Source organism: Ralstonia sp. VS2407 (genome assembly GCF_052950655.1).
The window spans coordinates 312,750-325,028 of sequence record NZ_JBRFVG010000002.1; the positions used below are offsets into that span (position 1 = coordinate 312,750).

Consider the following 12,279-nt stretch of genomic DNA (forward strand, 5'->3'; position numbering starts at 1 on the left):
CGCACGTTGTTGCGCGAATGCCGCTTGTGAAGGGATGGTGCGCCCACCTACGCTGCGGGCATCGTCAGACCAACGCATTGCCATGAATTCGCTACGCGCAGGGCGCCATCCCAAATGCATCGCCACCGTGTGCCTGTCCGGCACGTTGCCTGAAAAGCTGGAAGCTGCGGCCGCCGCGGGCTTCGACGGTGTCGAGATCTTCGAGAACGATCTGTTGAATTTCGACGGCTCGCCGGCGCGCGTGCGGCAAATGGCGGCGGAACTTGGGCTGGCGATCATGCTGTACCAGCCGTTCCGCGATTTCGAGGCAATGCCCGGCGAACTGCTCGCACGTAACCTGGCACGCGCCGAGCGTAAGTTCGACGTGATGGCCGAGTTGGGCGTCGAGACGGTACTGGTCTGCAGCAACGTGCAGGACATCGCCATCGATGATCCGGCGCGCGCGGCGGACGACCTGCGTCAGATGGCAGAAGCAGCGGCGCGGCGCGGGCTGCGCGTGGGTTATGAGGCGCTTGCCTGGGGGCGGCACACCCGGACCTGGCGCCAAGCCTGGCAGATCGTGCGGCAGGCTGACCACCCGGCGCTCGGGCTGATTCTCGACAGCTTCCATACGCTGTCGCTGGGTGACACGCTGGATGGCATTCACGACGTGCCGGCGGAGAAGCTCTTTTTTGTGCAGTTTGCGGATGCCCCGAAGTTGTCGATGGACGTGCTGTCCTGGAGTCGGCATCACCGTAACTTCCCGGGGCAGGGCGATCTGGCGGTGACGGGCTTTGCGCGAGACTTGCTTGCCGCAGGCTATGCCGGGCCGCTGTCGCTCGAAGTCTTCAATGACGAATTCCGGTCGGCGCCCGCACGGTTGACGGCGCAGGACGGCATGCGTTCGCTCCTCTGGCTGGAGTCCGAAGCTGGGGGTGCGGAACTGCCGGCGGCAGCCCGGTTTGAAGGCGTGGATTTCCTGGAGTTTGCCGTGGATGCCGCGGCAGGGCGTGAGCTTGAAACGCGCCTGCGTGCGCTGGGTTTTGCTCTTGCCGGGCACCACCGCTCCAAGGCCGTGGACCTGTATCGGCAAGGCCGCGTCAACGTGATCCTGAACATGGAGCAGGACAGCGCGGCGTCGGAGCACTTTCAGCTACACGGGCCATCTGTCTGTGCGATTGGCCTGAAGGTGGACGATGCCGAGCGCGCCATGGCACGCGCACGCGAGTTGTGCGCCCAGGAGTGGCGCGGGCCGGTGGGGCCGACTGAGCGCAGCATTCCCGCGCTGCGCGCGCCCGATGGCACGCTGCTCTATCTGATCGACGATCGCGAGGCCGATCGCAGCATCTACGAAAGCGATTTTGTCTTGCATCCTGGCGTGCAAGACGATGCAGCGGGGTGGGCATCGATTGACCATGTTGCGCAGGCGCTGCCCGCGCACCGGCTCGACAGCTTTGTGCTGTTCTACCGGGCCATCTTCGGCATGCACGCCGAAGCCGTACAGGAGATTGCCGATCCGTACGGCCTCGTGAAAAGCCGGGCGATGGTCAGCCCGGACCGCAACGTGCGGATTCCCCTCAACGTGTCGGAAAGCGGGCGCACAGCCACGGGCAGGTTCATCGCCGCCTACGCGGGCTCGGGGGTGCATCACATTGCATTCCGCACGGAGCGGCTGTTCGAGACCATGGAGACCATCGACCGTGGCGCGGCCCGCCTGCAGCACGTGCCAGAGAACTATTACGACGATGTTGCCGCCCGGCTTGGGCTGGATGACGCGCTGCTCACCCGCCTGCACGACGACGGTCTGCTCTACGACCGCGACCCGCACGGCGATTTTCTGCACGCCTATACCGAACCCTTTCGCGACCGCTTCTTCTTCGAGCTTGTCCAGCGCAACGGCTACCTGGGCTATGGCGCTGCAAACGCTGCCGTGCGCATGGCGGTGCAGGCGCAACTGAGTCGCCACGGCCCTAACCCGGGCGGCTGAACCAACAACACGAATCCCACGCCCGTGGCCAGTGCAGTCATGGGCGATTTCAACGTAGCAACGGCTGCGCGGGCGGCCATCGCACATCCACACCCGTCATATCGAGAAAAGGAGACAAGGGAGCCATGAACAAGACAATGATTGCCGCATTGGTGCTCGGAGCCACGAGCCTGCCAGCGGCAGCGCAAACCGCCGGCGGTGTCACGCTCTACGGACTGATCGACACCACCATCCGCTACAGCACGCATGAGAACGCAGCGGGCAACCACAATCTGCAGATGACGGATGGGGTCCTGACCGGCAGCCGCTGGGGCTTGCGCGGCACCGAAGATCTGGGCGGCGGCACCAAGGCCATGTTCATTCTTGAATCCGGTTTCTCGCCGGACACCGGTAACAGCCAGCAGGGCGGGCGTCTGTTCGGGCGCACCGCGGTGGTTGGCCTGGAAGGCGACTACGGCAAGCTTTACCTCGGCCGCCAATACACGCTCGCGCACGAAGTGCTGTCTTCATACGAGGCGATGGCGTTCGCCAACAACTCCATCGTCGGCTACCAGGGCGGCAACTACACCGGCCTGCGTTACGACAACACGGTCAAATACATCAAGTCGTTCGGCGGGCTGCAACTGGCCGGCGCATGGACCTTTGGCGAAGCAGCTGGCAGCTTCAGCAAGAGCTCGGCGGGCGCCGGCTCGATCGTCTACAGCATGGGCCCGGCAGAAGTGGGCGCCGTGTACCAGGTCACCCACGATGTGTCATCGGCGTTCTTCGGTGCGGTGCCGGCAGCGCTGGCCAGCAAGCAGACGGTCTGGGGCTTTGGCGGCAAGCTGGATACATCGATTGCCACGTGGTACCTCGGCTATACGAACAGCCGCCTCGACGTGGCCGACTACAAGAACCAGGCTGCCTATGTGGGCGCGAAGGTGCCGATCTCCGGCGCACTCAGTTTCATCGGCACCGTGCAGTACGACTGGATGAAGCACCTCGATACCAGCGGCAAGCGCCTCACCACTGCCGGTATGCTCGACTACGCCTTCAGCAAGCGCACCGATGTGTATGCCGAGGTGGACTACACGCATCTGCAGGGTAGTTGGGTGGCGTTGGACAGCGCCGCCGCGTTCAACAACTCCGGCAACCTGTACGGCAACAACTCGCGCCTGGGCGTGATGCTGGGCGTGCGGCACAAGTTCTGATCGCTTGGATCGTTCTCGCAATGAAAAAGCCCGCCAGCGTCCCGGCGGGCTTTTTCGTTTGCCGCGATCAATGCAGCGGGCAATCTCGCGCGATCACGTCGCCCACCATTGCGGCGGTGGCGCCGGATAGCGTCCATCCCAGATGCCCGTGGCCCGTGTTGTAGAACACGCGCCCATGCCGCCCACGGCCGACGCGCGGCATCATGTCGGGCATCATCGGACGCAAGCCGGCCCACGGCACCACGCGCGACGTGCCAATGGCGAAGTTGCGCCGCGTCCAGGCCACCAGGGGTTCGATACGATCCGCGCGGATATCGCGGTTGTAACCGTTGAACTCGGCCGTGCCGGCCACGCGGAAGCGGCCGGTGCCAAGTCGGCTGGTCACGATCTTCGCGCTTTCATCGAGCACGCTGACCCATGGCGCGCCTTGCACGCTGGCTTCGTCGTCCAGGTGCACCGTGATCGAATAACCCTTGACCGGATACACGTTGATGCGATCGCCCACCATTTGCGCGATATGCCGGCTGCCGACGCCCGCGCACACGACCATCGCATCGGCGGCAATGTCCTGCACGACATTCGCTTCGCTGGTGGAAAGGCGGTCATCAAGCGTGGTCTGCAGCAGGAGGCGAACGCCGCCTTCAGTGGTTTGCACATCGCGGACATCCACACCGTGCATGAAGCGCACGCCGCGCTTTTCGCACGCCTGCGCGAGACCGCGCGTGAACTTGTGGATGTCGCCGGTGGCATCGGACTCTGTGAAATAGCCGCCGTAGTAGTTGCCCCGCAGTGTGGGCTCGATGGCGGCAATGTCTTCGGGGCTCACGGCGTGGCGTTCAAGCCCGCCGGCGACAAGCAGGGCGTTGGCCTTGCCTGCTGCTGCAAAGCTCGCCTTGTCGTGATAGACGTGCAGAATGCCGCGCTTCTGTAGGTCGAAATCGATCTGCTCACGCTCAGCCATGGCAAACAGATGCTTGCGGGCCTCAATGGCCATGCGCGTGGTTTCGATGGTGTTGCGGCGGTAGTGCGCGATGCTGGCCACGAACTCGCCGATCCACGAATACTTATGCCACGACGGCTTGGGATTGAGCAGCAGCGGGGCGTCGTTGCGCAGCATCCATTTGATGCCCTTGAGCAGCGTGCCGGTGCTGTTCCAGACTTCAGCGTTGCTGGCGGAAAGCTGCCCGCCGTTGGCGAACGAGGTTTCCATGGCCGGATACAGGTGGCGGTCGAGCACCGTGACCTGATAGCCGAGTTGCGAGAGCGTGTAAGCAGTGGTGACGCCGGATATGCCGGCGCCGACGATGACGATGTGCGTCATGGCGGTCCCTATGGAGTGATGTCATGACCGGACGATCCGGTCGGCTCACCCCATCTGTCTCGGGACCTGAGAGCTTGGGCGTCAGCAGCGCTGGCGCCATCCCCTTCGGTGGGCGCGCGCGTGCACGCCTCTCTCCAGATTCGCAGTCGACGCCACAGTCCTTTTGCCTGAGAGTTTCCGGGGTGGTTGCTCCATCGGCGCCAGGCGTTGCGCGTGTGCGCGTTAAGCCCGGTCTCTCCTGCGGCGTGTTGCAGCTGTCGTTGGTGCGTCAGCCGCGCCTGCGTGCTGCCGGTGTGGGCAGCGGGAGGGAGTGTGTCACGGGTTGTGACGTTCGGCAAGTCGGGCTGTACCCGGGGCAGCGGCTGGGGTGTCGTCCTTCAGGTCCACGCCGCTGCGGCCGAGCGCCAGTGCGCCGTTGAGCAGGAACACCAGCCGGCTCGCTGCCTGGTCATAGGTCAGGCCTGCCGGCCGTACATTCGAGATGCAATTGCGCTGCGCATCGGAGCACCCAACGCGCGGTGCGTAGGTCAGGTAAATGCCCAGGCTGTCTGGCGAACTCAGCCCCGGCCGCTCACCGATCAGCATCACGAGCTGCCGGGCGCCAAGCAACGCACCGATCTCGTCCCCCAGCGCAACACGGGATTGCCTGGCGATCACGACGGGGCCGATCGACCAGTCGCGCGGCAGACGATCGCGCACGCAGCACAGGAGCGGCACGCCGTGGCTTTGCGCCGCCAATGCGGAGAGCCCATCGGCAATCACGAAAACAACGTCGAATGGCTGTGCTGGCCGCAACGCGTCGAGTCTAGCGTGGCTCGCATCGTCAAGCCGGCGTCCAAGATCGGGACGGCGCAGGTACTGGGCGCGGTCAGCCGCCGCGCTGTGTACGTCCAATGCGGTGAAGCCTGCCTGCCCAAGCGCGGACGACAATGCGGTGCTATCGAGCGGCAAATGCACGGCATCGCGCGCCTGGGCATGCGCCACGCCAAACGCGAGCACGGCATCGGTCGTCTGGCTGCTGCCTGCGCGACCCAGTGCGATACGGGCGTCGGTAAAGGCGCGCAGATGCGTCCACGGATTCGGCTGAACGAGGGGGTGCTTTGGCATGTTCGGCTTCCCAGCGGGATTTACAGCGCGTGGGCCAACTGCAGCAGCGGCTGCCGCGCCGTGGCATCTTGCAGGCGGCCGGCAGCGTCGACGATGCCCATGCTTTGCAGCCATGCCTCGAACTCCGGTGCAGGCCGCAGGCCGAGCGTGTCGCGCAGATAAAGTGCGTCATGAAACGACGTGCTCTGATAGTTCAGCATGATGTCGTCGGCGCCCGGCACGCCCATGATGAAATGGATGCCCGCCACGCCAAACAGCGTGAGCAGCGTATCCATGTCGTCTTGGTCGGCTTCGGCATGGTTGGTGTAGCAGACGTCGCAGCCCATCGGCAGGCCCAACAGCTTGCCGCAGAAGTGGTCTTCCAGCCCGGCGCGGATGATCTGCTTGCCGTCGTAGAGATACTCCGGCCCGATAAAGCCGACGACCGTATTCACCAGCAAAGGCGAAAACGCTCGCGCCACCGCATAGGCACGCGCCTCCATGGTTTGCTGATCGACGCCGTGGTGCGCATTGGCCGACAACGCGCTTCCCTGGCCGGTCTCGAAATACATCACGTTGTTGCCAACCGTGCCGCGCGCCAAGCCCTGCGCGGCGTCATGCGCCTCGGCCAGCAATGCGAGGCTGATGCCGAACCCTGCGTTGGCCTGTTCACTGCCGGCAACCGACTGGAACACCAAGTCCACCGGCGCGCCTTGGTCAATGGCGCGCACGGTGTTCGTCACGTGGGTCAGCACGCACGACTGCGTAGGAATGGCGTAGCGGTTGCGCAGCTCATCCACCAATTGCAGCAGCGAAACGATGGCGCCGAGATTGTCGCCGGCAGGGTTGATGCCGATGGTCGCGTCGCCGCAGCCATACAGCAGGCCGTCGATGATCGACGCAGCAATGCCTTTGGGATCATCCGTCGGGTGATTGGGCTGCAGCCGGACTGACAACCGGCCCGGCAAACCGATGGTGTTGCGAAACCGTGTGACCACGCGGCACTTGCGGGCCACGGAAATCAGATCCTGATTGCGCATCAGCTTGCTGACCGCGGCGGCCATTTCCGGCGTGATGCCGGCGGAGACGCTCGCCAATGTCGCGCTGTCGGTCTCGTGCAGGAGCAGCCAGTTGCGAAATTCGCCCACGGTGAGCGAGGCGATCGGCTGGAAGGCCTGTGCGTCGTGGCGATCGAGAATCAAGCGCGTGACCTCGTCGTCTTCATAAGGCACCAGCGCTTCGTTAAGGAAGACCGACAGCGGCACATCGGCCAACGCCATGCGTGCGGCCATGCGCTCGCCTTCGCTGGCGGCGGCCACGCCCGCCAGATAGTCGCCGGAGCGCGCCGGGCTGGCCTTGGCCAGCAGCGTCTTGAGATCGTTGAACACATGGCGCTGTGCGCCAATGGTCTGAGCAAAGTGCATGATGGGATACGCGGCAGAGTCCAATGACGGTGACGGCGATGCCTATGCTGCCACTTTAGTTGCCTTCCATGCCACGGCGGCAATGTTCTAATACGCGTGTCTCAAACGTCGATCTCGCCAGCCAATGACCGCATCCGCCACACCGGCCCGCACACATCAAGCGGGCTCTGCCTTGGAAGTGCTGGCGGTCTTTCTCAAGCTGGGCCTGACGAGTTTCGGCGGCCCCATCGCGCATATCGGCTACTTCCGACGAGAGTTCGTGGAGCGCCGCCGTTGGCTCGACGACGCAGCATTCACCGACCTGGTCGGGCTGTGCCAGTTTCTGCCGGGGCCTGCCAGCAGCCAGGTGGGGTTTTCCGTCGGGCTGCTTCGGGCCGGATGGCGCGGCGGTTTGGCGGCCTGGTGCGGCTTTACGCTGCCTTCGGTTGTGCTGTTGCTGGCTTTTGCGATGGTCGCGCCGGGCCTGGGCGGCCCCGTCGGAAATGGCCTGATCCACGGTTTGAAGCTGGTGGCCGTTGCGGTGGTGGCGCAGGCCGTGTGGGACATGGCGCGCAAGCTGTGTCCCGACTGGCAGCGCGCCAGCATCGCCTTAATCAGCATCGCCGTGCTCAGCGCGTTGACGACCGTTTACGCGCAACTGACCGTGATCGTGATTGGCGCTGTGTTGGGACTGGTGTTGTGCCGATCGTCCAGCCCGGCGCGTGGTGGCCCGATCGCAGGGCGGGGCGGCGCATTCCGCGTGCCTCACTTGGCCAGCGTCGTGAGCCTCGTGCTGTTTTGCGCGCTGCTGTTCGGGCTTCCCGTTGTGGCGGACCTTCATCCGTGGATGCCCGCGAAGGTGTTCGACGCGTTCTATCGTTCCGGCGCGTTCGTGTTTGGAGGCGGGCATGTCGTGCTCCCGCTGCTGGAGCAGCAGACGGTTGCCCCCGGTTGGGTCGCGTCGAACGATTTCTTGGCCGGCTACGGTGCCGCGCAAGCCGTGCCCGGGCCGCTATTCACCTTCGCAGCATTCCTGGGCTGGACCATCGGCCCAGGGCTCAATCACTGGGCCGGGGCCGCGCTTGCTACGGTGGGCATTTTTCTGCCGGGCTTGCTGTTGGTCATCGCGGCATTGCCTTTCTGGCAGGCGTTGCGCGCCCGTCCGTCCATGGCGGCGCTGCTGGCGGGTGTGAATGCCGCAGTGGTGGGATTGCTGGCGTTTGCCCTTTACACACCGGTCTGGACGAGCGCCGTGCGGTCATGGCTCGATTTTGCTGTTGCAGCGATTGCGTTTCTGCTGTTGACGCGATGGAAAACGCCACCGCTGATTGTGGTGGCGTTGTGTGCGGCGGCGGGTGTTGCCGCTGCCATGCTGGGTTGAGTCGCGCGCGCCCTGCGAGCCGCAACCCGTGGCTGCCCAGGGCAGGGCGTCACTCCTCCATCAGCCGAACCCTGACCTTCTTTCCCTTCACCGTCCCGGCATTGAGCTTGCGCAGCGCCTCGCGCGCGATGCCGCGCTCGACTGCGACGTAGGTCGAGAATTCGGTCACGTTGATCTTGCCGATCTGGTCGCCGCGAAAGCCGGCATCGCCCGTCAACGCGCCGAGCACATCGCCGGGGCGGATCTTCTCCTTGCGTCCGCCGAGAATCTGCAGCGTTTCCATGGGCGGCAGCAGCGGCGCATCATTGCCGGTATCCAGCTCGTCGAGCTTGTGCCATTCGACCTCGCGGCCCATCGCCTCTTCGATATTGCCGACGCGCCCCATCTCGTCCATGCTCGCGAGGCTCAACGCCCAGCCGTTCTCATCGGCGCGGCCCGTGCGGCCAATGCGGTGCACATGCACTTCGGGATCGGGCGTCACGTCAACGTTGATCACCGCTTCCAGTTGGGCGATATCGAGCCCGCGCGCGGCAACGTCGGTCGCCACCAGCACCGAGCAACTGCGGTTCGCGAACTGGATCAACACCTGATCGCGCTCGCGTTGTTCGAGTTCGCCGTGCAGCGCCAGTGCGTGAATGCCCTGCGCGCGCAACACGTCGAGCAGGTCACGGCATTGCTGCTTCGTGTTGCAGAACGCGAGCGTGCTGACAGGCCGATAGTGCTTGAGCAGCAGCCCGACCGCATGCAGCCGCTGGCTGTCGGTCACCTCGTAGAAGCGCTGGCGAATCTTGCTGTCGTCGTGGCGCTCTTCGAGCTTCACTTCCTTCGGGTTGCGCAGAATCCGCTGGCTCAGCTTCGCAATGCCTTCCGGGTACGTTGCCGAGAACAGCAGCGTCTGACGATCAGGCGGACACTGGCGCACGACCGTCGCGATGTCATCGAAGAAACCCATGTCGAGCATGCGGTCTGCTTCATCGAGCACGAGCGTTTTCAATGCGCCGAGCGCGAGATTGCCGCGCTCCAGATGGTCCATGATGCGGCCCGGCGTGCCGACGATGACATGTGCGCCATGCTCGAGGCTGGCTGCCTGCGGGCGCATCGGCGTGCCGCCGCAGAGCGTGAGCACCTTTACGTTTTCTTCGGCGCGGGCCAGGCGGCGGATCTCCTGCGCAACCTGGTCGGCAAGTTCGCGCGTGGGGCAGAGCACCATCGCCTGCACGTCGAAGTTGCGCGCGTCGAGCCGTGCGAGCAGGGCCAGCGCAAACGCTGCGGTTTTGCCGCTGCCCGTCTTTGCCTGCGCGATCAGGTCGTGCCCCGCAAGCGCGATGGGCAGGCTTGCAGCCTGGATCGGCGTCATGTCGGTGTAGCCGAGCTGCGCAAGGTTCGCGAGCACAGCCGGGGCGAGCGCTAGGGTGATGAAGGGCGTGGCGGTTGGTTCGATGGTCATGTCGTTGCGTTGGATCACGTGAGCGGCTTGCCTTCGATTTGCTTGTAAATGACCCGGCCGTCTTTGGTTTCGACGCGTTTGAGATAGTTGCGCGCGCCGCATAGCGCACAGCGGAACAGTGTTCCTTGGCCCTCATCCTTGATGACGACGTCGGACAGTTCCCACTGCGTGCCGCAGCTCTGGTTGATGCAAGTGAACACGGTTTTCTCTAAATGGATTGTTCGTTGCGCCTCGATAACGAGGCTGGTAGACCGGCAGCGTGAATGCGCCGACGCGAATCTGGATGGATACCTCAATCCCAAATGGCTTTGCCGCGCCATTCGCGGACATTGCGCAGCCTGAGAGGCAGGGATGACATCTCGTCAAGGAGTTGGCCCTTGGGCGTCGCACTTCAGGCGACGCCTGCGCCATGCGCCCAATGCATCCTGTTGGTGCAACAGATTTGCCAGTACAGCGTTGGGAGGGATGGAGATATGGGGCCGATCTTGCGGATCGTCATGTTTTCCCCGCCGGACTCTAACACACACGTTTAGGGCCGTAATGCGCTGGACAAACCTCTGCGACGACTGGCATTCGCAGATGTCATTTCTTTGACACTGTCTAGAGTCCGCGCTCTTGTCCCGGTTTGAGATGCGTCAAGTCTGGTCGGTAGCCGCTGGCATCTAATGGATTGCATATTGGCAATCGTTTGACGCCCCAACCATGAGCACCGCCCCCGTGCCGTCTTTACCGACTGCAGAGCAGATCGATCTGCCGTTTCACGCGGCGCTTGCCCGCACATCGAACTCGCTGTCCCTCGTTTCAATGCAGCTGGCGTTGCTCGACTGGGCACTGCATCTGGCCGTCTCGCCTGGCAAGCGGCTGGATTTGTGGCGCCTGGCGCTGACGCAGGCCGAACAACTCGAGGGTTACATCCGAAACTGCCTGGCGTCCGGCCCGCAGGATGTGTGCCTTTGCGTCCAGCCGCCGGCCCGTGACCGTCGTTTCTCGGCAGACGAGTGGCGCCTGTGGCCGTTCAACGTGCTGCACCAGTCTTTCCTGTTGACCGAACAATGGTGGGAAGCGGCCACGCGCGGGGTGTGGGGTGTCGCCAAGCATCATGAGGACGTGGTTGCCTTTGCTGCGCGTCAATGGCTCGACATGATGTCGCCGGGCAACCAACTGGCAACCAACCCGATTGTCCTGCGCCGGACGTTTGAGCAGCACGGCACCAATCTCGTGCGCGGCGCGCTGAACGCACTTGACGATCTGGAGCGCTCCATGAGCGCCGCGCCGGCCGCCGGTGCCGAACGCTTTGCGGTGGGCCGCGATGTGGCCATCACGCCTGGCAAGGTGGTCCTGCGCAACCGCCTGATCGAACTGATCCAGTACGCGCCGGCCACGAGCAAGGTCCAGGCCGAGCCCATCCTGATCGTGCCGGCCTGGATCATGAAGTACTACATCCTGGATCTGTCGCCGCAGAACTCGCTGATCCGCTACCTGGTAGAGCAGGGCCATACCGTGTTCTGCATCTCCTGGAAAAACCCGGACGAGGCAGATCGCGGTCTCGACATGGATGACTACCTGAAGCTCGGTGTCTTTGCCGCGCTCGATGCCGTCAATGCCATTGTGCCGGGCCAGCGCGTACATGCCGCCGGGTACTGCCTCGGAGGCACGTTATTGGCCATTGCCGCGGCTGCCATGGCGCGCGATGGCGATGCCCGGCTGGCATCCATGACGCTCTTTGCCGCGCAGACGGACTTCTGCGAGCCAGGCGAGCTGGGCCTGTTCATCGACGAGGCACAGGTCAGTCTGCTGGAAGCGCAGATGGAGCAGACCGGCTATTTGCGCGCCAGCCAGATGGCCGGAGCGTTCCAGATGCTGCGCTCGTACGATTTGCTGTGGTCGCGGGTGGTGGGTGAGTACCTGCTGGGCGATCGCGCACCCATGAACGATCTGATGGCCTGGAACGCCGATGCCACGCGCATGCCCGCGCGGATGCACAGCCAATATCTGCGGCACCTGTTCCTGAACGACGACCTGAGCGAGGGCCGCTACCCAGTCAACGGCAAGCCGGTGGCACTCAACGACATCGATCTGCCCATCTTCGTGGTGGGCACGCTGACCGACCACGTGGCGCCATGGCGCTCGGTCTACAAGCTGCATCACCTGACCGAGGCGGAGCTGACGTTCGTGCTGACAAGCGGCGGTCATAACGCGGGCATTGTCAGCCCGCCGGCCAACTCGCATCGGCGGTTCCAGATGCAGACGCGCCACATCGGTGAGACATCGGCGGCGCCGGATGACTGGCTGGCATCGGCCCCCACCACCGACGGTTCGTGGTGGCCGGCGTGGCATGCATGGCTGATCGCGCATGCATCGAGCTCCACAGCGGTCAAACCGCCGAAGATGGGCATACCCGGATCGCAGCCACTGGCTGATGCGCCCGGCACCTATGTGCTGGAGAAATAGATGCGTGCGGAGAAACAACGCCGGGCATGCGCCA

9 protein-coding genes and 1 riboswitch are annotated in these 12,279 nt (G+C 64.2%); of the genes, 4 read left to right on the forward strand and 5 right to left on the reverse strand.

The genetic code is table 11. The annotated features are described in order from the left end of the window. Window positions 1–82: 82 nt before the first annotated feature. Together ACU8YE_RS04570 and ACU8YE_RS04575 are read left to right on the forward strand one after the other, a co-directional pair. Complete coding sequence (locus ACU8YE_RS04570; protein WP_446928183.1) at window positions 83–1,966, forward strand: bifunctional sugar phosphate isomerase/epimerase/4-hydroxyphenylpyruvate dioxygenase family protein; 1,884 nt, start codon at window positions 83–85, stop codon at window positions 1,964–1,966. Between the two features lie 125 nt (window positions 1,967–2,091). Beyond that, complete coding sequence (locus ACU8YE_RS04575; RefSeq protein ID WP_316870906.1) at window positions 2,092–3,156, forward strand: porin; 1,065 nt, start codon at window positions 2,092–2,094, stop codon at window positions 3,154–3,156. 67 nt (window positions 3,157–3,223) lie between these two features. Here ACU8YE_RS04575 and ACU8YE_RS04580 read toward each other — a convergent pair whose 3' ends face one another. From ACU8YE_RS04580 to ACU8YE_RS04590, 3 genes are all read right to left on the reverse strand, one after another. Continuing rightward, the gene (locus tag ACU8YE_RS04580; RefSeq protein ID WP_446928184.1) at window positions 3,224–4,477 is read right to left on the reverse strand and encodes a D-amino acid dehydrogenase; all 1,254 of its coding nucleotides are present in this window, start codon (window positions 4,475–4,477) and stop codon (window positions 3,224–3,226) included. A gap of 145 nt (window positions 4,478–4,622) precedes the next feature. Beyond that, window positions 4,623–4,728: riboswitch (glycine riboswitch) on the reverse strand. Between the two features lie 64 nt (window positions 4,729–4,792). Then, entirely contained in the window at window positions 4,793–5,584 is a 792-nt protein-coding gene (gene eutC / locus ACU8YE_RS04585; protein WP_446928185.1) for an ethanolamine ammonia-lyase subunit EutC, read from the reverse strand. 20 nt (window positions 5,585–5,604) lie between these two features. After that, window positions 5,605–6,987: an ethanolamine ammonia-lyase subunit EutB gene (locus ACU8YE_RS04590; RefSeq protein ID WP_446928186.1), complete on the reverse strand. Its 1,383-nt coding sequence runs from the start codon at window positions 6,985–6,987 to the stop codon at window positions 5,605–5,607. 124 nt (window positions 6,988–7,111) lie between these two features. On the opposite strand from ACU8YE_RS04590, the gene chrA reads away from it, so the two are divergent. Then, window positions 7,112–8,347 (forward strand): chromate efflux transporter, encoded by a 1,236-nt coding sequence (gene chrA, locus ACU8YE_RS04595; protein WP_446928187.1) that lies wholly within the window; start codon window positions 7,112–7,114, stop codon window positions 8,345–8,347. A 49-nt stretch (window positions 8,348–8,396) separates the two neighbouring features. Here the strand turns inward: chrA and dbpA are convergent, their stop codons facing one another. Both dbpA and ACU8YE_RS04605 read right to left on the reverse strand, forming a co-directional pair. After that, on the reverse strand, window positions 8,397–9,794 hold the full coding sequence (gene dbpA, locus ACU8YE_RS04600; RefSeq protein ID WP_322018860.1) for an ATP-dependent RNA helicase DbpA: 1,398 nt from the start codon (window positions 9,792–9,794) through the stop codon (window positions 8,397–8,399). Window positions 9,795–9,808: 14 nt separating this feature from the next. Continuing rightward, a complete protein-coding gene (locus tag ACU8YE_RS04605; RefSeq protein WP_322018862.1) occupies window positions 9,809–9,994 on the reverse strand; it encodes a hypothetical protein in 186 nt (61 codons plus the stop codon). Window positions 9,995–10,496: 502 nt separating this feature from the next. On the opposite strand from ACU8YE_RS04605, the gene ACU8YE_RS04610 reads away from it, so the two are divergent. Then, window positions 10,497–12,245 carry a PHA/PHB synthase family protein gene (locus ACU8YE_RS04610; RefSeq protein WP_446928188.1) on the forward strand — a complete coding sequence of 583 codons (1,749 nt, stop codon included), beginning with the start codon at window positions 10,497–10,499 and terminating at the stop codon, window positions 12,243–12,245. Window positions 12,246–12,279 lie beyond the last annotated feature (34 nt).